This is a genomic window from Pseudoclavibacter sp. RFBI5 (assembly GCF_002931395.1).
Lineage (GTDB): Bacteria > Actinomycetota > Actinomycetes > Actinomycetales > Microbacteriaceae > Pseudoclavibacter.
Genome location: NZ_PSYA01000007.1, coordinates 103356 through 123625 on the forward strand (window position 1 = coordinate 103356; position 20270 = coordinate 123625).

Sequence of the window (20270 nt, forward strand, 5' to 3'; positions counted from 1 at the left end):
ATGTCAGCACAGGAACCGCAGAGCGGCGCGCACGATCGCGGTACCGATCACGTCCGTCGAGCAGACGGCCAGGCACGCGAGTCGTGGCCCGACCCGGCCGCATTGCGAGACGCGCTGGCCGGGGTGAGCGGCGGGAAGGTCGACGATCTCGGCGACGCAGCCGTGCAGGCCCGGATCGCGCAGCTGGCCTGGTCCTGCACGGTCGAGCCGGGCGACGCCACAGCTGGGCTGCTGATCGGGGCACTCGGCCCCGTCGAGGCCCTGGAAGCGGTCGTCTCCGGGGCTCTGCTCCGGCGGGCCAGGGAGCGCGGTTCGGGCGCTGGAATTCCGTTCGACGAGCTCGCGACGGCAGTCGAACGGTGGCACCACCGCCTCGACCTCGAGCGCACCGCGGCCATCCTGCGCAGCTCGGCGCGACTCGGAGTGCGCGCCGTTCTCCCCGGAGACCGCGAATGGCCGACGCAGCTCGCCGACCTCGGCCCGCACGCGCCGTGCGCGCTCTGGGTTCGCGGCTCCCTCGACACGCTCCGCCAGCTCACGCGGTCCGTCGCGCTCGTGGGGGCCCGGGCATCCACCAGCTACGGCGAGGAGGTCACGGTGCGCCTCGCGAGCGGACTCGCCAACCGCGGCTTCGGACTCGTCTCCGGGGGCGCGTACGGCATCGACGCCGTCGCGCACCGGGTGGCCCTCGCCGAGGGGGCGCCAACGGTGGCGGTGCTCGCCGGCGGTCCTGATCGGCTCTACCCGCAGGGCAACCGCGCCCTCCTGGAACGGATCATCGCGCACGGCGCACTTGTCAGCGAGCTCCCGATCGGGCAAGCGCCCACGCGATGGAGGTTCCTGCAGCGCAACCGCATCATCAGCGCCCTTGCCTCGGCGACCGTCGTCGTCGAGGCAGGGCGCAGGTCCGGAGCCGCGAACACCGCTGCCCACGCGCTGACGCTCGGTCGGCCACTGGGTGCCGTGCCCGGCCCCGTCACGAGTGCGGCCTCGGTCGGCTGCCACCGGCTGCTGCGAGAGTCCGATGCGTCGCTCATCACCTCGGTCGACGACATCGTCGAGCTCCTCGGCGATCACCGGGGAAGCGAGCTCGAACTGCCGGACGGAGCCGCATGGCCAGGCGAAGGCGGCCGCGAGCGAGCTGACGGTGATCGACCCTCATCCAACGCGGTACGAGCCAGGGACGCCCTCCGAGTCGGGCGGCCCCAGCGCAGCGCTGAGATCGCGTCGGCGGCGGGGCTCACGGTCGCCGAGACGGCGGCGGGTCTGGCGGAGCTCGAACTCAACGGCCTTGCCCGAGAGGGCGCCGCAGGGTGGACCAAGACCGCCCGGGCGAAACGCTGAGGAACGGGGGAAGGCGCGGGTGGTGCGCATCCAACGGGTCAGCTCGGAGGCTGAAGGTGCTCCCGGTAGCTCGCGACGACCCCCTCCAGGTAGCGCACGATGACCGCGCGTTCAGCCTCGTCGAAGTCCTGGGCGACCGAGTCGATGTCCATGATCATCGGCGCCAGCAGGCCGCGGGCCTTCGCCGTCGAATCCTCTTCCGGGAAGACGAGCACACCGCGGCGATCGCTCGGGTTCGGCTCACGACGCACGTGCCCCGCCTTCACGAGCCGATCCACCACGACCGTCACCGCCGCCGTCGTTATGCCGAGGCGGCGTGCGATATCGGACGGGGTGAGGTGACCCGAGGAGATCAGGTGCTGCATCGCCACGAGGTCGGTGTGATTGACCTCGAGCTCCTTCGCCACGACGACCTCGTACTCGTCGGAGATCGTGAGGATCTCGCGCAGCAGCGCGGTCGACTCATGCACGCGCGGAAACGCGCGACCCCGTTCATCCCCGGATTGCATGGAACACATCCTAGCGCTAGGTTAGCTAAGCAAATTGATTACTAGTGCATTTAGGTGGTTCGTCCATGCGTGGCATCATCCGATTCATCACCGGCAAGGCGAGCGGCGCGATCGTCATCGCCGTCTTCGTCGTCTTGAGCGGGCTCGCGTTCTTCTGGGGTTCGGGTGAGGGCGGCGACGTCGCGCCGGCCGGAGACCTTCCTGCCTCCGCCGAGTCCGCCAAGGTCGAGGAAGCGCTCGCCACCTTCGAGACCGAGGACAGCAGCGCCGCGCTCTTCGTGTTCCACCGCGACGGCGAAGCGCTCACTCCCGACGATCTGGCGGCCGTGTCCGCGGCCAGCTCGGGCATCGCCGACGCCGCGGGCGTCGACGCGTTGCCGCCGGCCTTCCCAGCCGAAGACGGCGAGGCCATGATCCTCACGGTGCCGCTCGACGCGACCACCGACGTCGATGCACAGTCCGCGCGCGCCGAAGCCATGCGAGCCGCCGCGGCCGACGGGCTGCCAGACGGGCTCATCCCGGTCATGACGGGCCCCGAGGGCTTCGCGGTCGACATCGCTGCAGTCTTCGAGGGTGCCAACTTCACGCTGCTCACGGTCACCGTCCTCGTCGTCGCCTTCCTCCTCATCGTCACCTACCGCAGCCCCGTCCTCTGGCTCATCCCGCTCTCCGTCGTCGGGCTCGCCGACGGCGTCGCCGGCATCGTCGCCACCCGGATCGTCGGCGCGTTCGGCTTGACGATGGATGCGTCGATCAAGGGCATCCTGTCCGTCCTGGTCTTCGGCGCGGGCACGAACTACGCGCTGCTCCTCATCGCCAGGTATCGAGACGAACTCCGTGTCTCGGCCGACAGGCGCGAGGCCATGGCAACCGCCCTGCGCGGCGCGGGCCCCGCCATCATCGCGAGCGGTGGGACCGTGGCCCTGAGCCTCGCGACGCTGCTGTTCGCCTCGCTCGGCGGAAACGTCGTCCTCGGCCTCGCCTGCGCGATCGGCGTCGTCATCGCCATGGTGTTCGCGCTCGTGCTCCTGCCAGCCACCCTCGTGCTCTTCCCTCGCGGTATCTTCTGGCCGGTCGTGCCACGCGTCGGCGACGATCAGCACGGCAAGGGCTTCTGGTTCAAGCTCGGAACCGGCGTCTCGAAGCGTCCAGCCATCGTCGCGGGCGCCGGCATCGTCGTGCTCATCGCGCTCGCCGCCGTCGCGCCCAGCATCAAGGTCGGGCTCGCTCAGACGGAGCGGTTCACGTCCACGCCGGAGGCGGTCGTCGGGCAGGAGCTGCTCAACGAGCATTTCCCCGACCTGGCAGGCGCACCGGCGGTCGTCGTCGCGAATTCCGGTGCAGCGCAGGCGGCGGCCGATCGTGCCGCCGAGATCGAGGGTGTCGCCTCAGCGTCGGTGGGCGACTCCAGCGGCGAGATCACGCGCATCGATGTCGGGCTCTCCTCTCCTGCGGAGACGGAGGAGGCACTCGCCACCGTCGAGCGCCTCCGCGCGGAACTGTCCCAGGTCGACGGCGCCGACGCGATCGTCGGCGGCCTGGACGCTCAGGCTCTCGACGAGCAGGCCGCCCAGGACCGGGACCAGCTGCTGCTGTTCCCCCTCATTCTCGCGGTCGTGTTCGTTGTGCTCCTGCTCCTCCTGCGGTCGCTGGTCGCCCCGATCCTGCTGCTCCTCACCGTCGTCGGCTCGTTCTTCGCGTCGGTGGGTGCCAGCTGGCTGCTGTTCGAGAACGTGTTCGGCTTCCCAGCTCTGGACACCTCGGTGCTGCTGTTCAGCTTCCTCTTCCTCGTCGCGCTCGGCGTCGACTACAACATCTTCCTCGTCACGAGGGCTCGCGAGGAGGCGGTGAAGCACGGAACGAAGGACGGGATGATCCGCTCGCTCTCGGCGACGGGAGGCGTGATCACGAGCGCTGGGATCCTGCTCGCCGCCGTGTTCGCGGCGCTCGGTGTCCTGCCGCTCATCACGCTCACGCAGATCGGCATCATCGTGTGCGTCGGCGTGCTCCTCGACACCCTCCTGGTGCGAACGGTGATCGTGCCGGCGCTCGCCTTCCTCACCGGTGACCGCTTCTGGTGGCCGAGCAAGGGCATCCTGGAAGACCCGAGGCCCGCGCACGCCGAATCGGCTCATCCTGGCCAGGTGGGCGGGGGCTCGCACCACGCGAAGCCTGCGCACGCGAAGCCGGCCCACGCCAAGTCGTAGGCTGCCTGGTCACGCCGCGGCCGTGGTGCCTGGGTTGCGACCTACGATGGTCTGCATGCAGGAGCTCTCGGTCGCGGTCGACGCCTACCTACGCTCGCTGCGCTCCGAGCGTGGGCTGTCGCCGCGGACTGCGCAGGCCTATGCGGCCGATCTCGGCATCCTGCTCGACTCCTGCGAGCGCGCTGGGATCGATGGGCCGGGTGCGCTCAGCTTGGAGGTCTTCAGGGATCTGCTGTGGCAGCAGACGCAGGCGGGCAAGGCCTCGTCGAGCATCGCCCGCATGGCGGCTTCGTTTCGCGGGTTCACGTCGTGGCTCGAGGAGACCGGCCGCGGCCCGGATTCGGCGCGGCGCCTGAAGAGCCCGAAGGCGGGGTCGACGTTGCCGCGGGTGGTGTCGGCTGACGGAATGCGGGGGATCCTGGACGCGCTCGCCGAGCGAGCGTCCTCGGGCGATCCGGTGGAGCAGCGCGATGTCGCGATCATCGAGCTGCTGTATGCGTCGGGCATTCGTGTCTCGGAGTGCTGTTCGCTCGATGTCGGGGCCGTCGATCTGGGGCGGCGCGTGGTGAGGGTCGTCGGCAAGGGCGATAAGGAGCGAGTGGTGCCGTTCGGGGCGCACGCTGCGAAGGCGGTCGAGCGGTGGCTCGAGGTCGGCAGGCCGGTCCTCGAGCAGCCGCGTTCTGGGCAGGCGCTGTTCCTCGGTGCTCGCGGCGGGCGGTTGGATGCCCGCACCGTGTACGCGCTCTCCCGTGAGGTGCTTGGAGCTGCGCCCGGCGGTGGCCCTTCGGGGCCGCACACGTTCCGCCATACTGCGGCGACGCACCTGCTGGATGGGGGAGCGGACCTCCGCGCCGTCCAGGAGATCCTGGGCCACTCCGACCTGGGGACGACGCAGATCTACACCCACGTCTCCGCGGAGCGCCTGAAGGCGTCGTACCTGCAGGCGCATCCCCGAGCCTGAAGCCGGGGTCGATCTGGCTGGACCCCGGACGGCCGGACGCTGGACGCTGGACGCTGGACGCTGGACGATGCGGGCCGGCAGGCCAGCACACCGGCAGGCCGACACGCCTCGACGGCCGGGTCTGGCCGCCGAGGCGTGCCTGCGTCCTCGCGGATCTGGCTCCGCTGCGTGGAGGCGGGTCAGGCCTGGCGTCGGCGACTCAGCAGTCCCCAGGCGAGCGCGCCGATGCCGATGACAAGCGCTCCGGCGCCCAGGAGCAGGGGCCAGCCGATACCTGCGGCCCCGGTCTGGGCAAGGGTGTCTGGCGAGCTCGACGGCGATGGTTCTGCGGCTGCCGAGCTGGCGGCCGGCGGTGACGCGGGCGCCGTGCTCGGCGCTGGAGTGCCCGCCTTCGCGCTGGGTGCCGGCGTCGTGGACGCCGGCGGCGACGCGGTGGCACTCTGCGTTGCCGTGGGCGTCGTGCTCGGCCTGGAGATCTCCGGAGGGTTCGAGCTCTCCGGAGGGTTCGAGTTCTCAGGTGGGTTCGTGTTCCCCGGAGGCGTCGGCATCGCGGGAGCCGTGGGCGGCGCGGCGCTGACGGGCGGGCTCGTCGGGGCAGAGCTCGTAGGGATCGGAGGAGCGCTCGGGGTCACGCTCGGTACCGGTGTGGCTGTGGGCGTGGCCGTTGGTGTGCGGGTTGCCATTGGTGTGGGCGGAGTCGTTGGGGTGTGCGTTGCCGTTGCCGTCGGCGTGGGCTTGGGTGTTGAGGTCGGCGTCGGCGTGGCCGTCGGGGCTGGTGTGGGTGTTGGGGTCGGCGTCGCGACGGGCACCCGAGGCGCTCGGTCCTGGCCGACGGCCGTGAACTCTCCGGGCAGGGTGCCGCCGCTTCCGCCGAGCAACTGAGCGCCTGGCGTGTGCAGGACGAGGATCTTCGCGGCCCAGGGCACAGACGGAGAGGTGACGCTCGCGGTGCCGCTCACCGTGACGGGCCCGCGGTCGAGGGCCGCGGGGCTGACCACGATCGGAGCCGATTCTCCGCCTCGAATCGTCGAGGTCTCGGCGCCGGTGGCGACGAAGGTGGCGCCGCTCAGCACCACTGTTCCCGTGGCTCCGGGTACCTCCGTTGCCAGGGTGACGGTGCCCGTTCTCGCATCTGCCCCGTCGGTCGTGAACGCAAGGCTGCCCTTGAGGTCGACCGGCGCGCTGGCGCCGACCTTCGCCGCATCCGCGCGAATGGCCGCGAGGGTGCTGCCGACGTCTGCCCGCTTCTCCTCGGGCACACGTCCGAGGTAGTGCTCGTCTCCGCTCACCGCATGGCCCGAGTAGCTTCCGGGGGCCGCGAGCGACCAGACGAACATGGCGACGGCGCTGGTCACCGTCGGGTCCGCGGACTGCCCGTGGGTCGAGATGGCCCAGTTCACGCGGGCTGTGTCGTCGTCGCTCATCTGGAACTGCTCGCCATCGACGACGCTTCCTTTCGTCGTCTCATCGAGCGGGCGGGGCAGCCAGGGCTGCAGGCAGTAGACGTTGCGTCCCTCGAAGCTGTAGGCCCCGATCCGTCCCTGTCCGCCGTTCTGGGCGTCGTCGAAGCCGGGGCCGTAGCCGGCTGCGCTCGCGGTCTGCGCTCCGGAGAACAGCAGGAACGACGCGGTCATGGCGAGCATGACGAGGCCAGCTGCGGCGCGAGGAAGTCGAGTGGTCCAGCGCGATGGCGAGTGCGCGGTGCGATGGGCAGTCCCGGCGGGCGAGGGCGGTCGCTGCTGGTGGAGAGGAGACATGTGGTGCCTTTCTGGTGTGGGTCGTGGCGAGCGTCGGCTGCTCATCGGTAGAGAGGAAGCAAGACGGCCGCAGGAGGTCGCAGCACCTCGAACAGCGGGGCGGGGTCGAGGTAGGCGCCGTCGCGTCGAACCCCGAGGTGCAGGTTCCCTTCGGGCGTGTGGCGATGCCCGATGCTCAGCTCTCCGATGCGCTGGCCGGTGGAGACGACGTCTCCCGGTCTCAGCTGTGTGACGACCGGCTCGTAGCTGGCGAGCAGGCCGTCGGCATGCTGGATCGAGAGCACCGGTCGGTCGACGACGAAGCCCGCGAACGTGACGGTTCCCGGGGCGGGGGAGCGGACGTCGTCGCCCGGTGCCGCGGAGATGTCGACGCCGCGGTGGCCGGCCCCGTACTGGGCGGCGAGGTCGAATCCACGAGCGACGTTCGGAGGCGCTTCCACGGGCCAGCTCCACGTGCTCGAAGCCCCGGCCGCGTGCGGAGCGCCGCCCAGAGTCGCGCTGGCCATGAGCAGGAGGGGAATGAGCGTCGCGAGACCGCGCCGGGGGCGGACGAGGGACGCTGGGGACTCCGGGGTGCGGTGCATGGTGTCATCGTGGTGCCCGGTGAGCGGGCCCCTGCGGCAGACGACCACGAGGTGTGGAGGACGCCTGTCCACAGGCTCGGCTGCACCTGAGTCCGTGCACCGGTTCCCTGCGCCACCGCTCCTGTGTAGACTGACGCCAGCAGCCCGCCATGCGGGCTGACTTCGCGTGCCCATCGAGGCGTGCATCCATCGGTCTCCAGCACTTCGGTGCGAGAGCGGATGCGCGCTGGGCACCAGGCTGTGCGGCCGCCGGTCGCAGAGAACAACCGCGCGCAGGAATGCGCATTCGAATAGGGAGAACGACCATGGCAGTCGTCACCATCCGCCAGCTGCTCGACAGCGGCGTGCACTTCGGGCACCAGACCCGTCGCTGGAACCCGAAGATGAAGCGATTCATCTTCACCGAGCGGTCCGGCATCTACATCATCGACCTCCAGCAGTCGCTGGGCTACATCGATGCTGCTTTCGACTTCGTCAAGGAGACCGTCGCACACGGCGGCACCATCCTCTTCGTCGGCACCAAGAAGCAGGCTCAGGAGTCCATCTCCGAGCAGGCGACCCGCGTGGGCCAGCCCTACGTGAACCAGCGCTGGCTCGGTGGCCTCCTCACGAACTTCGGCACCGTCCAGAAGCGCCTCAACCGTCTCAAGGAGCTCGACCTCGTCGACTTCGACGACACGACGCGCGGCTTCACGAAGAAGGAACTCCTCATCCAGCGTCGCGAGCGTGACAAGCTCGAGAAGTCGCTCGGTGGTATCCGCAACCTCTCGAAGACGCCTTCGGCGCTCTGGGTTGTCGACACCAAGAAGGAGCACCTCGCGATCGACGAGGCCAAGAAGCTCGGCATCCCGGTCATCGCGATCCTCGACACGAACTGCGACCCGGACGACGTCAACTACCCGATCCCGGGCAACGACGACGCCATCCGCTCCGTTGCGCTGCTGACGCGCATCATCGCCGACGCAGCAGCTGAGGGCCTGATCCAGCGCCACCAGAAGCCGACCGAAGGCCAGGCCGAGGTCGAGCCGCTGGCTGAGTGGGAGAACGACCTGCTGCAGGGCGACGCTCCTGCCGCTGAGGCCGTCGTCGAGGCTCCTGCTGAGACCGAGGCTCCTGCCGAGGCCGAGGCCGAGGCTGTCGAGGCAGCTGAGCCTGCCGAGGCCGCCGAGCCTGCTGAAGCAGCCGAGGCTGTCGAAGCCGTCGAAGAGTCCAAGTAACTTCAAGCACTAGGGAGAACCCCACACATGGCTAACTTCACCCTCGCTGATGTCAAGGAGCTGCGCGAGCAGCTCGGTACTGGCATGGTCGACACGAAGAAGGCGCTCGAAGAGGCCGACGGCGACAAGGAAAAGGCCGTCGAGATCCTCCGCCTCAAGGGTGCGAAGGGCAACGCGAAGCGCGCTGACCGTTCCACCAGCGAAGGCCTCGTCGCCGCGAAGGACAACGGAAACGGCACCGCGACGCTCATCGAGCTCGCAACCGAGACCGACTTCGTTGCCAAGGGCGACAAGTTCATCGCACTCTCCGAGAAGGTGCTCGATGCTGTGGCCGCCGCTGGCGCGTCGAACGTCGACGAGGCGCTTGCCGCCCCCGTCGACGGCACGACCGTCAAGGAGACCATCGATGGCGTCGCCGCGATCCTGGGCGAGAAGATGGAACTCCGCAAGGTGAGCCTCCTCAAGGGCGCCAACTTCGAGATCTACCTGCACCGCACCTCGCAGGACCTGCCACCGCAGGTCGGCGTCGTCGTGGCGTACGAGGGCGACGACGCGGCTACGGCTCGCGGCATCGCTCAGCACATCGCAATGTTCGACCCGCAGTACCTCACCCGTGAGGACGTTCCTGCCGAGGCAATCGACAAGGAGCGGGTCATCGTCGAGGAGATCTCTCGGAGCGAGGGCAAGCCAGAGGCAGCCCTTCCGAAGATCATCGAGGGACGCCTGACCGGCTTCTTCAAGCAGATCGTGCTCCTCGAGCAGGACTACGCTCGCGACAACAAGCAGACCGTGAAGAAGATCGCTGACGCCGCAGGCGTCAACGTCGTCGACTTCGGTCGCATCCGCGTCGGCGCCTAACGCCAGACGCACACGAATTCGGGGCCGGATGCGCAAGCATCCGGCCCCGTTTCGTGTCCCCGGAGCCCGCTCGAGGAGGTCCGCTGAGACTCGTGCGCGCTCCGCACAAGGTAGGCTCGTGGACGATCAGCGATCCCACAAGGAGCACAAATGTCACCACAGGCCCCGCGCAGACGCGTTCTCCTCAAACTCTCTGGCGAAGCGTTCGGTGCAGGCAAGATGGGTGTCGATCCCGAGGTGCTCACGAGCATCTCCAAGGAGATCGCCGCTGCTGCACGCGACGTGGAAGTCGCCATCGTCGTCGGCGGAGGGAACTTCTTCCGCGGCGCTCAGCTCGCGAACGCCGGCATGGACCGCGCGCGAGCCGACTACATGGGCATGCTCGGCACCGTCATGAACGCCCTCGCGCTGCAGGACTTCATCGAGCAGGCGGGCACCCCCGCCCGTGTGCAGTCCGCCATCGAGATGCGCCAGGTCGCCGAGCCGTACATTCCGCTCCGCTCCAAGCGCCACATGGAGAAGGGCCGCGTCGTCATCTTCGGCGCCGGCGCCGGCCTCCCGTACTTCTCGACCGACACGGTCGCCGCACAGCGTGCGCTCGAAGTCGGAGCAGACGTGGTGCTCGTCGCGAAGAACGGTGTCGACGGCGTCTACACCGCCGACCCGCGCCAGGACCCCAGCGCCGAGCTGCTGCACTCGGTCACCTACCAGGACGCGCTCCAGCGTGGCCTCAAGGTCGTCGACTCGACCGCCTTCAGCCTCTGCATGGACAACGGCATGGACATGCGCGTGTTCGGCATGAGCCCAGAGGGCAACATCGCCCGCGCCATCCTCGGCGAGGACATCGGGACGCTCGTCACGTCGAGCCTCGACTAGTCGAGGGCCCCACCGAAACCGCCACCCCGCGACAATTTTCGTCAGTGCGCCGCGCCCTCGAGCGTGGCGTGCGCATCCGACCATCTCGGTAGGATGATGCAGAACGCCCTGGAAAGGACACCCCGTGATCAACGACGTGCTCACCGAGACCAAAGACAAGATGGCGAAGGCCGTCGACCACGCGAAGGAAGACTTCTCGACGGTGCGAACGGGGCGGGCGAACCCCCAGCTCTTCACGAAGATCCCCGTCGACTACTACGGCACCGCGACGCCGCTCGAGCAGCTCGCGTCGATCGCCGTCCCCGAAGCTCGTGTTCTCGTGATCACGCCCTACGACAAGTCGGCCCTCAAGGAGATCGAGAAGGCCATCGTGTCGCGGCCGAACCTCGGGGTCACGCCAAGCAACGACGGCAACCTCATTCGCGTGGTCATGCCGGAGCTCACGGCCGACCGCCGCAAGGAGTACGTCAAGCTCGTGCAGACGAAGGCGGAGGAGGCGCGCGTCGCCGTCCGCAACATCCGTCGCAAGGCGAAGACCGACCTCGAAGCGCTGAAGGACGAAGTGGGCGAGGACGACATCGCTCGCGGCGAGAAGGAACTCGAGACCTTCACGAAGGCGCACATCGATCGCATCGACGAGGCTTCCAAGCACAAGGAAGCCGAGCTCCTCGAGGTCTAGTCGCTCGTGTCCACGACTGGGAGTGACGGGGCAGACCCCGGCGAGCGCCTGGACCGCGAGGTCCGGGAGACAGAGGCGGAGTCCGAAGCGCGCGAGACGCCGAGCGCCTTCGGTCCCGCCGCCAGCGAGGGCGACGGCACACCAGCGGCCGGAGCCCCCGCGGCTGCTGACGATCTCCCGGTCATGGGCGACGGCGCTCCTGCGCCGCCCCTGACCCCGCTCCGCCCATCGCGGCTTGGTGACACCGGCACGAACATCCTTCACGACCTGGAATCGCGCGCGCAGCAGGCGCGGACCCAGGTGCGGGAGCAGCGCGACAAGCTGCGGGCACGCAACGACGCGATCAACGCCCGCAGTGGGCGCAACCTGTCCTTCGCGATCTTCTTCGGCGTCGTGCTCGGGGCGCTCCTCATCTCGAGCCTCATCTTCATCAAGCAGCTCTTCATCCCGTTCGCGGTCGCGATGGTCATCTTCGCGACGATCGAGCTCGCGAGCGCAATGCGCGGTGCCGGGCGCGACGTGCCACGCATTCCGCTAGTCGTCGCAGCCGTCGCCATCCAACCTGTTGCCTACTACTTCGACGTCGTCGGGCAGTGGCTCGCGCTGCTGATCGGCGTCTTCGTCGTGACCGTGTGGCGGCTCGTGGAAGCCTCGGTGTCCACCGATCGGCCACCGCGGAAGGCGGTCTGGGCCGACTTCCTGGCCGCCGCGCTCATCCTCATCTACGTCTCGTACCTCGGCTCGTTCACGGTGCTCCTCACCTCGCAGGAGGACGGCCAGTGGTGGGTGCTCGGCTTCCTCATCATCGTCGTGGCCGTGGACGTGGGTGCCTACGTCTTCGGCCTCAACTTCGGCAAGCACAAGCTCGCGCCGAAGATCAGCCCGGGCAAGACCTGGGAGGGGTTCGCGGGAGCCGGCCTCACGTCGATCGTCGTGGGCATCCTCGTCAGCATCTTCCTCCTCGATCAGGACTGGTGGTTCGGCCTGATCATGGGGCCCCTGCTGCTCATCACCGCCACGGCCGGCGACCTGACCGAGTCGATGATCAAGCGCGACCTCAAGATCAAGGACATGAGCTCCTGGCTGCCCGGGCACGGTGGGTTCTTCGACCGCATCGACTCGATCCTGCCGTCGGGAGCGATGGCGTTCGCGCTGTACTTCTGGAGCGCAGACTCGACGCTCTGGTGATGCCCCACCGGGGAGCCGTGCGACATGTTCGCTCGTGATGCGGCAGAATGGACCGCGTGAGCAGCACTTCATTCCCTCTGGCATCTCGTGGCACCCTCGGCTACGACGCCGAAGAGGTCGACCGTGCATTCCGCGTCGCCCGGCAGCGTTACGACAACTTCGACAACGGCACGCAGGGCAAGCGCCTCTCGACGAGCAGCATCCGCCACACGGCGTTCACGATGCGCAAGGGCGGGTACTCCGCCCCGCACGTCGATGCCGCGCTCGAGCGCCTCGAGGACGCCGTCGCCATCCGCGAACGCGACGAGCACATCGACCGGGTCGGCCGTGATGTCTTCCTGCGCGAGACGAAGACGACGGCCCGGGCGGTCCTCGCTCGGCTCCGTCGCGAAGACGGCGAGCGCTTCGATCGCGTCTCCGTCCTGCAGCGTGGATACGACGTCAAGGAGGTCGACGAGTTCTCCAGCAGGCTCGCTGACTTCCTGCGCGGTGGGACCGCCATGTCGCTCCGCGAGGTCCGCGGTGTCGCGTTCACGCCGAAGCGCCACGGCTACAAGGAGACGCAAGTCGACCTGCTCATCGACGCCGTCATCGACGTCATGCTCGCCATTCGTTAGGTACACCTGCCACCTCAGCTGAGCCTGAGCGTTGTCAAATCGTGACCTCCCCGTTACGATTGCGTGGTCCCCTCGGCCCATCGGTTGGAGCTCCATGCCGGAAACCACTGCAACTCGCGGAGAGCGTGCACGCCAGCGTCGCAAGACTCGCGCCAAGCGCCGCGCCGCGATCTTCGGCTCATCGGCGCTCGGCGTCGTCGCAGCCGGGGCCATCGCAGTGACCACCCTCACGGGTGCCGGGGCCACAGCCTCGGCTGACGCGTCGCTGAGTCCGAGCATCCAGGAGCTGTCGCAGGAGCAGGCGCAGGCGTACGCGGTCCTCGCCGTCTCGGGGGAGAGCTCGCAGGGGACCACCATCGACGACCGGGGCTCGAGCGTCAGCATCGACGTGGTGCCGACCGACCCTGCCTCGCTCAAGAAGATCACCGAGGAGATGGTCAAGACCCAGTACGGCTGGGGTGCCGACCAGATGTCCTGCCTCGACAAGCTGTGGATGAAGGAATCCGGCTGGAACTACCTGGCCGAGAACGCCGATTCCGGTGCGTACGGCATCCCGCAGTCGTGGCCCGCTGAGAAGCTCGCCACGATGGGCGCCGACTGGAAGACGAACCCGCTGACGCAGATCAAGTGGGGGATCGACTACATCGACCGAGCGTGGGGCACCCCGTGCGCCGCCTGGAACCAGCACAACGGCTCCTATTGACCTCGGACCCGCTGCCCACGACCGCAGCGTCACCTTCGGCTGAAGACCTCGCCACCGCGAACCACCTGGGAGTACCCGCATGACCACCACCGCCATCCGCACCGGCTCGACGCGGGCCTCACGGCCCGCAGGCCTCCGCCGACGTGCGGGAGCCCGCGTGATCGTTCCGACCCTGGCAGGGATCGCGATCGCTGCCCTCGCGGTCACCGCGACCGTCCAGCTGGGGGCACAGGGCGATGGTGAGAGCGAAGTCGTCTCCGTCGCATCCGTCGACGAGCTGACCGCCGCGGGGGCGCAGGGCTACGCCGTGAGCCTCGTCTCCGCAGTGGATGCGGTGCCGGCAGACACGAGTCGTACGAGTGACATCGCCAGCATCGTCGTGGTCACCCCGACGCCGACCCCGACGCCCGAGCCGGAGCCCGAGCCCGAGCCCGCCCCCTCGAACTCGAGCAAGAACTCCTCATCCGGGGGATCCTCGTACAAGGAGGCCGACGTCTCCTCGGACCCGAGCATCGACGCCACGCTGGCCCGCATCGCGCAGTGCGAGTCCGGTGGCAACCCTTCGATCAATACTGGGAACGGCTACTACGGCATGTACCAGTTCTCGCTTCCCACGTGGCAGTCCGTCGGCGGGACGGGCCTGCCCTCCGACGCATCGCTGGAAGAGCAGACAATGCGCGCCAAGATGCTGCAGGCGAAGGCCGGCTGGGGGCAGTGGAGCTGCTACTGACCGGGAAACCGGCCAGAATTCCTGGGCCAATGGCTGCGGCAGTCGGCGGGCGACTGATGCCGTTTTCGTTGCCATTCCGTGACCATTCCGTTATCCTCGGGGAGTCCCTAGTTCCAACCCCGGGAGATCAATGACCACGTTGCAGCGCACAGGCTCGACGCGAGCAGCGCGTCCGACGGCCGCACGACGCTCACGGGCGAAGATCATCGTCCCCATCGCCGCGAGCACCGCTGTCGGTGCCCTTGCGCTCACGGCCATCCTGCAGGCGGGTGTCGCCGGCGGCGCCTCCCCAGCTCTTGCGATCGCGCCGAGCGTCGCGGACCTGACTGCCGCGGGGGCCCAGGGATACGAGGTCAGCCTGGTCTCCGCCGTCGAGGCGAGTGGCGAGGCAACGGTCGAAGATGAGGGCACTGCCGCCCCGACTGCGACTCCGCGAGACAACGATCTGGCCGGCATCGTCGTGACGACGCCGACCCCGACGCCGACCCCCACTCCGACACCGACCGAGAAGGAGTCGAGTTCCTCCTCCTCCTCGTCGTCGTCGAACAGCAGCCCCGACTACGTCGCGCCCGACCCGGGCACGTCGAAGGCGGTTGCCGCCGACGTCGTCGCGTCCATGGGCTGGGGTACCGGCGAGTTCGCCTGCCTCGAGAAGCTCTGGCAGCGCGAGTCAGGCTGGAACGCGGCGGCCGAGAACCCCTCGTCAGGCGCCTACGGCATCCCACAGTCGCTTCCCGGCAGCAAGATGGCCACGCACGGCTCTGACTGGCGCACGAACCCCGAGACGCAGATCCGCTGGGGCATCGACTACATCAAGGGCCGCTACGGCACTCCGTGCGGCGCGTGGGCGCACTCGGAAGCCAACAACTGGTACTGATCCACTTCTCCTCGAGCCCGCTGGGCTCAGCCTCACGACGCCGCGTGACCTCAGGGTCACGCGGCGTCGTCTGTCAGCTCGGTTCCCACGAGCTTCCTAGAATGGTTGTCATGCCCCGCTCGAACCGATCCCGCCGTCCAAGCGGTGATCCGTCCCCGAGGACGAAGGGCGGTCGCGCGGCGAAGCGGCAGCAGGCTGCCGCCGACCGCGCTGGCGACCAGGCCGACGAGCTCGAGCGTCTCCGCGAGGGCTGGCGCCGCACGGAGGTGCGCCGCGGCGTCTCCTACACCGTGCAGCCGATCTCGGCGGTCCGGGCGGTCAAGGACTACGTGTGTCCTGGCTGCCCCAACGCCGTCGAGGCGGGAGTCGCGCACGTCGTCGTCTGGCGGGCCGAGGGCATCCTCGGAGACGAGCACGCCTTGGCGGCCCGCCGCCACTGGCACAACCACTGTTGGAGGATGGCATGACCGACGCATCGACGGCCGGAGAAGCTGGCGAGTCCATCGAGATCCGGAGCGGAACGGAGCTGCCAGCTCGCCGCGAGGAGATCGAGCTGCACACGAGCGATGGCCTGACCCTCGTCGGGGAGCTGGCGCTGCCCCTCCACCGTGAGCCGGTCGCGACACTGGTCACCCTGCACCCCCTGCCCACCGCGGGCGGGTTCATGGACTCGCACGTGCTGCGCAAGGCATCATTGCGTCTGCCCGCGCAGGCGGACCTGGCTGTGCTTCGCTTCAACACGCGAGGCACGAGCTCTCCGCGAGGCACGAGCGACGGCGAGTTCGGTGACGGAGAGACCGAGCGCGCCGATGTCGAAGCCGCCATGGCGTTCGTCCGCGAACGCAGTCTGCCGAACCCGTGGCTGGTCGGCTGGTCGTTCGGCACCGAGCTCGCGCTCAAGCACGGCCACGAGCACGCGGACGTCAAGGGTCTCATCCTGCTGTCCCCGCCCCTGCGGCGCACCAGCCAGGCCGAGCTCGACCGCTGGGCGGACGCGCGCATCCCGGTCGTCATGGTCGTGCCAGAGCACGACGACTTCCTCAAGCCCGACGAGGCGGCGCAGCGTATCGCGCACCTCCCGAACCTCGAGCTCGTGCCCGTCGACGACGGTCGGCACCTGTGGGTGGGGGAGAAGCAGACGAAGCGAGTGCTGACGGAGATAGTGCAGCACACGAACCCGGCGGCGCTTCCGCTCAGCTCGTCGTGGCCGAGCGGCGAGTGATCCGCGTCACGATCCGGTGCATGAAGCCGAGCTTCACCTCGGTCGGAGCGTTCAGCACGAACGGGTAGAGGTCGTTCTGGCCCATCGCTCTGCTCAAGCGGTTCAGGAGCAGCGAGACCTCGTGCCAGTCGGCGAGCACCCGCTCGATGGGCTCCTCCGTGTAGTCGAGGAGCGGGGTCGTCTCCGGCTGCAGCACCACGTTCGAGGCGGCGGCCGTCCAGAGCGATCCGAGGATGTGCAGGTAGTGCGCGAAGGTCTCGGCGAAGTCCTCCCAGGGGTGCATCGTCGCGTACTCGGAGATGTACGACGCCGACCAGCCCTCGGGGGCGCCCAGGCGGTAGTGGCGTTCGAGCGCCTCCCGGTAGCTCGCGCGCTCGTCCCCGAACAGCTCTCGGCACTCGTCGAGGAGCGTCTCGTCGTCGAGCAGGATCGACTGGTAGTAGTGGCCGATCTCGTGCCTGAAATGACCGAGGAGGGTGCGGTACGGCTCGCCCAGACGCACTCTGAGCGCTTCGCGGTGCGCATCCAGGGTCTCGGCCAGGTCGATCGTGATGATGCCGTTCGCGTGGCCGATCGACACTCGCTGGCCTGAGCTCCGGCTCGAGAGCAGGTCGAACCCGAGACCCCCGTCACGTTCCGCGTAGCTCTCCATGGGGAGGCGCAGGTGCAGGCACTGCGCGAGCAGGCGCCGCCTGTCCGCGTTCGCCTCCGCGAGCTTCTCGAGCGCGAGGGTGTCGTCGGACTCAGGGCGCTTGCGAACGAGCCTGCAGGAGAGGCATGACGAGGTCGCGATGCCGTCCTCCACGAGCCAGTTGCACCGCCAGCTCCGGTTCCCGCATTCCCGCCACAGCCTGCCCTCGACGAGGACGGCTCCGCCGCTGACGTCGACGAAGACCTGCGTCTCGTCGTGGAAGGCGATCGGCGTCGCGCAGGCGTCGCACAACAGCGACTCGAGCATGACGAGCGACGCGCAACGGGGGCACTGGATGCTCTGCACGCCTCGAATCATAGGTGGAGAACGGGCCGTGCAGCGCTCGGCCTGCGCGGCCGTGAGGCTAGCGCTCGTTCTGCGCCGGTATCCAGACTTCCTTGACGATGAGGAGGATGGCCGCCGCGATCGGGATCGCGACGAGAGCGCCGAGGAGCCCGAGGAGCGTGCCTCCCGTGAGCGCGGCGATGACGACGATGGCGCCGGGGACCTGCACGGCCGAGCTCATGATGCGAGGGCTGATGACGTAGGCCTCGACCTGCATGTAGACGACGTAGTAGATGGCGGCCATCCACCACACGCTGCTGTCGACGGGCATGAGCGCCAGCTGCAGCACGACGATGATGACCGACGCCGACAGCGTTCCCACGAGGGGGATGAGCGAGCCGAGGAAGGCGATGATCGCGAACACGGCGGGCATCGACGCGCCGATGATGGAGAGGAACGTGAAGGACAGGATCCCGTTTGCGAGGCCGAGCGCGAGCTGCCCGAGGACGAACTTCCCGACGGACGCCGTGATCTGCTCGGTCAGCTCGGCCGTGCGGGCCCGGCGGGAGGCCGGCAGGAGCTGGTAGAAGCCGCGCTTGATGCTGTTCATGCTCGAGACGAAGTAGAGCATGAGGATGAAGACGATGAGCACCCCGAAGAAAGCGTTCACGATGCCGAAGCCGACTTCGAGCACGCCACCGCCGATGGCGGCGAGGTTGTTGCGCAGCCACTCGAGCGCGTCGGTCACGAACTCCTGGGCCTGGAGATCCGGGAAGCGCTCGTCGACCCACTCGATGACGTTCGAGCCCGCGAGGTCGTTCACGATCGACGTGTAGCGAGCCGAGAGCTGCTCGACCTGGCTCGAGATGCTCGGGATCAGCGCCCACACGACAAGACCGAGGGCGAGCGCGGCTCCTCCCAGCGAGGAGATGATCGCCGCCCACCTGGGCCAGCGGTGGCGCTCCAGGAACGCGATGATCGGCTCGAAGCCGAGCGCCAGGAACAGTGCCGCACCGATGTAGGTGAGGATCGTGCTCAGCGAGGCGATCATGCCACCGAGGACAAGAGCTACGAGCACGCCGACCGTCGCGACGAAGCCCAGCCTGAACGGATTCTCGATGCGCATGCGGTGTTCCCCCTGATCGGATCCCGGCCGATGGCCGGGATCCGAGTCTAGACGCGCGGGAGGGGTCGAGATCGCACGCTGGGCCTACCGCTGGCGCGGACCTCCGCGCTTCTGGCTCGGGTTCTGTCCGCCACCCTGGCCCGCGGCCTGAGCAGGGACCGGCTCGTCCTTTGAGGTGCTCTCGTCAGCGGGCTCGCTTGATGCCTCGGACGTCGCACTCGCGTCGTCGGCTGCAGTCTCCTGCTCCTGCTGGGAGCCACCGCTCGAGAGCGCGAAGGCGTGCGCCTCGGCTGCGTCGGTGCCCGAAGTCGCCGCCTCGGTGTCGTCAGCGGCGGGCCGCTTCGTGATCTGCTCGTCGGCCTCGGGAAGGCTGAAGTCGGTGCGCGAGAAGGCTCGCTTGAGCTGGTCGAGGTAGCTCTGCACCTGGTCGCGCTCCTCGCGGAGCTCCGAGAGGCGCTGCTCGGCGTTGTCGAGCAGGCTCTGCGTGTGCTGCTCGACCTCCGTGTTGCGCTCGCGCGCCTGCTTGTTGCTCGTCTCGAGCAGGTCGGCCGCCTTGCGCTCTGCCTGGTCCTGCGTCTCCTGCGCGCGGCGACGCGCATCCGCCATGATCTTTCCCGCTTCGCGCCGAACCTGCTCGCTGCGCTGGTTGAGGTCGGCGAGCTGCTCGGTCGCGTCGTCGATGAGCTTCTTCGCTGCTGCCTCCGCCTTGCGGCCAGCGGCCACGAGCTGCTGCTCGAACGCGTTGCGGCGCTTCGAGAGCTCGACATCGAGCTCCGTGCGCTTCGCGTTCATCTCCCGGACGGAACCCTCGCGGAGCGCGTCGAGCTCGCCCTTCGCTGCCTGGCGCTCCGCCTCCTGCTCGTGCTCCATCTGCGTGCGGCGAGCCGCGGCTTCGCGCTCGAAGTCGGCGCGCGCCTTCTCCATCTCCCGCTGCCGCTCGGCGAGGCGAGCGGCGGACTCGGCGATCTCGTTCTCCACGGCCTGACGCTTCGTGGCCAGCTCCTCGTCGACCGACGCGCGCAGCGCGCTGATCTCGAGATCGGTCGAGTGGCGCAGCTCGCGCAGCTCGGTCGTGACCTGGTCCTTGACCGTCTCGATCTCGCGCTCCTGGTTGGTGCGCGTGAGATCGGCTTCCTGCTTCGCGTTCTCCAGGAGGCTGTCGGCCTCCGAGCGGGAATCGCTCAGCACGCGCGAGGCGCGAACATCCGCCTCACGTGTCACCCGCTCCGCGTAGTCGTTGGCTTCCTGGTGGATGCGGGCCGCGTTCCGGTGCGCTTCGCTGAGGATCTTGTCGGCCTCGCGCTGCGCCTCGGCAGTGAGCTTCTGCGCCTGCTGCTCGGCCGTCGCGAGCGTGCCCGCAAGCTTCGTGCCGAGGCCGGAGTAGGTGGGATTGCCGACCTCGTTGAGCTCGGACTCGAGCTGCTTGATGCGGGTCCTCATCGCCGCGATCTCGCGGCTCGCACCGGAGTCCTGGTTGCCGGCCTGGGCGAGCTGCGTGCGCAGTGACCTGATGACCTCGTCGACTTCTTCGCGGTTGTAACCGCGCATCGCCGTGTTGAAGTTGATGTCGTCGAATGCCAAGGACGCCTCCGCGTGAGTCAGGGTGCAGGTGCGCGCCGACCGCCTGCGCACGTCCTGAAGTCTAGACGGCGGCTCCGAACAGCGCCCTGATGAGGCTCGGAATGGCGGAGACATCTCTCCGGAAATCGCAGCTTCTCGGGACGTGACCGCGGGCGCATTCACCGAATTCGGGGGCGAAACCGGCGTATTCCAGGGGAAGTGCGGGCACGGTGCGTTAGATTGAGGGGTCGAGAGTCTCCATGAACCTCATGGAAGACG

20 protein-coding genes are annotated in these 20270 nt (G+C 68.6%); 14 read left to right on the plus strand and 6 right to left on the minus strand.

Features of this window, described 5'->3' with window-relative positions; all coding sequences use genetic code 11:
* Positions 1-1344, plus strand: coding sequence for a DNA-processing protein DprA (gene dprA / locus C5E06_RS05430; protein WP_104306312.1), 1344 nt, complete (start codon positions 1-3; stop codon positions 1342-1344).
* A 38-nt stretch (positions 1345-1382) separates the two neighbouring features.
* Here dprA and C5E06_RS05435 read toward each other — a convergent pair whose 3' ends face one another.
* Complete coding sequence (locus C5E06_RS05435; RefSeq protein ID WP_104240681.1) at positions 1383-1853, minus strand: MarR family winged helix-turn-helix transcriptional regulator; 471 nt, start codon at positions 1851-1853, stop codon at positions 1383-1385.
* 65 nt (positions 1854-1918) lie between these two features.
* On the opposite strand from C5E06_RS05435, the gene C5E06_RS05440 reads away from it, so the two are divergent.
* Complete coding sequence (locus tag C5E06_RS05440) at positions 1919-4060, plus strand: MMPL family transporter (protein WP_104306237.1); 2142 nt, start codon at positions 1919-1921, stop codon at positions 4058-4060.
* Positions 4061-4115: 55 nt separating this feature from the next.
* A complete protein-coding gene (locus C5E06_RS05445) occupies positions 4116-5021 on the plus strand; it encodes a tyrosine recombinase XerC (RefSeq protein WP_104306238.1) in 906 nt (301 codons plus the stop codon).
* 179 nt (positions 5022-5200) lie between these two features.
* On the opposite strand, the gene C5E06_RS05450 is transcribed toward C5E06_RS05445, so the two are convergent.
* Complete coding sequence (locus C5E06_RS05450; protein ID WP_146081314.1) at positions 5201-6778, minus strand: hypothetical protein; 1578 nt, start codon at positions 6776-6778, stop codon at positions 5201-5203.
* Between the two features lie 41 nt (positions 6779-6819).
* A complete protein-coding gene (locus C5E06_RS05455; protein WP_104306240.1) occupies positions 6820-7362 on the minus strand; it encodes a murein hydrolase activator EnvC in 543 nt (180 codons plus the stop codon).
* 305 nt (positions 7363-7667) lie between these two features.
* Here C5E06_RS05455 and rpsB point away from each other — a divergent pair, with 305 nt between their 5' ends.
* From rpsB to C5E06_RS05510, 11 genes are all read left to right on the plus strand, one after another.
* Positions 7668-8579, plus strand: a complete 912-nt coding sequence (gene rpsB / locus C5E06_RS05460) for a 30S ribosomal protein S2 (RefSeq protein ID WP_104306241.1) — start codon at positions 7668-7670, stop codon at positions 8577-8579.
* A gap of 27 nt (positions 8580-8606) precedes the next feature.
* Positions 8607-9437, plus strand: a complete 831-nt coding sequence (gene tsf / locus C5E06_RS05465) for a translation elongation factor Ts (protein WP_104240687.1) — start codon at positions 8607-8609, stop codon at positions 9435-9437.
* 150 nt (positions 9438-9587) lie between these two features.
* Entirely contained in the window at positions 9588-10313 is a 726-nt protein-coding gene (pyrH, locus tag C5E06_RS05470) for a UMP kinase (protein ID WP_104240688.1), read from the plus strand.
* 124 nt (positions 10314-10437) lie between these two features.
* A complete protein-coding gene (frr, locus tag C5E06_RS05475; protein ID WP_104240689.1) occupies positions 10438-10992 on the plus strand; it encodes a ribosome recycling factor in 555 nt (184 codons plus the stop codon).
* Between the two features lie 6 nt (positions 10993-10998).
* On the plus strand, positions 10999-12180 hold the full coding sequence (locus tag C5E06_RS05480; protein WP_258067516.1) for a phosphatidate cytidylyltransferase: 1182 nt from the start codon (positions 10999-11001) through the stop codon (positions 12178-12180).
* A gap of 56 nt (positions 12181-12236) precedes the next feature.
* Positions 12237-12797 carry a DivIVA domain-containing protein gene (locus C5E06_RS05485; RefSeq protein WP_374953083.1) on the plus strand — a complete coding sequence of 187 codons (561 nt, stop codon included), beginning with the start codon at positions 12237-12239 and terminating at the stop codon, positions 12795-12797.
* 94 nt (positions 12798-12891) lie between these two features.
* Complete coding sequence (locus tag C5E06_RS19755; RefSeq protein WP_104240691.1) at positions 12892-13500, plus strand: hypothetical protein; 609 nt, start codon at positions 12892-12894, stop codon at positions 13498-13500.
* 79 nt (positions 13501-13579) lie between these two features.
* A complete protein-coding gene (locus tag C5E06_RS05495) occupies positions 13580-14230 on the plus strand; it encodes a transglycosylase family protein (protein WP_104306242.1) in 651 nt (216 codons plus the stop codon).
* A 130-nt stretch (positions 14231-14360) separates the two neighbouring features.
* Positions 14361-15107 carry a transglycosylase SLT domain-containing protein gene (locus tag C5E06_RS19475; protein WP_219820185.1) on the plus strand — a complete coding sequence of 249 codons (747 nt, stop codon included), beginning with the start codon at positions 14361-14363 and terminating at the stop codon, positions 15105-15107.
* Between the two features lie 110 nt (positions 15108-15217).
* Complete coding sequence (locus tag C5E06_RS05505) at positions 15218-15574, plus strand: hypothetical protein (protein ID WP_104240783.1); 357 nt, start codon at positions 15218-15220, stop codon at positions 15572-15574.
* Positions 15571-16329 (plus strand): alpha/beta hydrolase, encoded by a 759-nt coding sequence (locus C5E06_RS05510; RefSeq protein WP_104306243.1) that lies wholly within the window; start codon positions 15571-15573, stop codon positions 16327-16329. The genes C5E06_RS05505 and C5E06_RS05510 overlap by 4 nt, the downstream gene beginning before the upstream one ends.
* On the opposite strand, the gene C5E06_RS05515 is transcribed toward C5E06_RS05510, so the two are convergent.
* From C5E06_RS05515 to C5E06_RS05525, 3 genes are all read right to left on the minus strand, one after another.
* The gene (locus C5E06_RS05515; RefSeq protein WP_258067518.1) at positions 16301-17326 is read right to left on the minus strand and encodes a putative zinc-binding metallopeptidase; all 1026 of its coding nucleotides are present in this window, start codon (positions 17324-17326) and stop codon (positions 16301-16303) included. The two genes, C5E06_RS05510 and C5E06_RS05515, sit on opposite strands and share 29 nt — an antisense overlap.
* A 58-nt stretch (positions 17327-17384) precedes the next feature.
* Entirely contained in the window at positions 17385-18431 is a 1047-nt protein-coding gene (locus tag C5E06_RS05520; RefSeq protein WP_104240694.1) for an AI-2E family transporter, read from the minus strand.
* A gap of 84 nt (positions 18432-18515) precedes the next feature.
* Entirely contained in the window at positions 18516-20012 is a 1497-nt protein-coding gene (locus tag C5E06_RS05525) for a DivIVA domain-containing protein (protein ID WP_181062898.1), read from the minus strand.
* Positions 20013-20270 lie beyond the last annotated feature (258 nt).

Coding starts and splice junctions, on each gene's coding strand:
- dprA (WP_104306312.1), top strand. CDS start 1: ATGTCAGCACAGGAACCGCAGAGCGGCGCGCACGATCGCGGTACCGAT.
- C5E06_RS05435 (WP_104240681.1), bottom strand. CDS start 1,853: ATGCAATCCGGGGATGAACGGGGTCGCGCGTTTCCGCGCGTGCATGAG.
- C5E06_RS05440 (WP_104306237.1), top strand. CDS start 1,919: ATGCGTGGCATCATCCGATTCATCACCGGCAAGGCGAGCGGCGCGATC.
- C5E06_RS05445 (WP_104306238.1), top strand. CDS start 4,116: ATGCAGGAGCTCTCGGTCGCGGTCGACGCCTACCTACGCTCGCTGCGC.
- C5E06_RS05450 (WP_146081314.1), bottom strand. CDS start 6,778: ATGTCTCCTCTCCACCAGCAGCGACCGCCCTCGCCCGCCGGGACTGCC.
- C5E06_RS05455 (WP_104306240.1), bottom strand. CDS start 7,362: ATGCACCGCACCCCGGAGTCCCCAGCGTCCCTCGTCCGCCCCCGGCGC.
- rpsB (WP_104306241.1), top strand. CDS start 7,668: ATGGCAGTCGTCACCATCCGCCAGCTGCTCGACAGCGGCGTGCACTTC.
- tsf (WP_104240687.1), top strand. CDS start 8,607: ATGGCTAACTTCACCCTCGCTGATGTCAAGGAGCTGCGCGAGCAGCTC.
- pyrH (WP_104240688.1), top strand. CDS start 9,588: ATGTCACCACAGGCCCCGCGCAGACGCGTTCTCCTCAAACTCTCTGGC.
- C5E06_RS19755 (WP_104240691.1), top strand. CDS start 12,892: ATGCCGGAAACCACTGCAACTCGCGGAGAGCGTGCACGCCAGCGTCGC.
- C5E06_RS05495 (WP_104306242.1), top strand. CDS start 13,580: ATGACCACCACCGCCATCCGCACCGGCTCGACGCGGGCCTCACGGCCC.
- C5E06_RS19475 (WP_219820185.1), top strand. CDS start 14,361: ATGACCACGTTGCAGCGCACAGGCTCGACGCGAGCAGCGCGTCCGACG.
- C5E06_RS05505 (WP_104240783.1), top strand. CDS start 15,218: ATGCCCCGCTCGAACCGATCCCGCCGTCCAAGCGGTGATCCGTCCCCG.
- C5E06_RS05510 (WP_104306243.1), top strand. CDS start 15,571: ATGACCGACGCATCGACGGCCGGAGAAGCTGGCGAGTCCATCGAGATC.
- C5E06_RS05520 (WP_104240694.1), bottom strand. CDS start 18,431: ATGCGCATCGAGAATCCGTTCAGGCTGGGCTTCGTCGCGACGGTCGGC.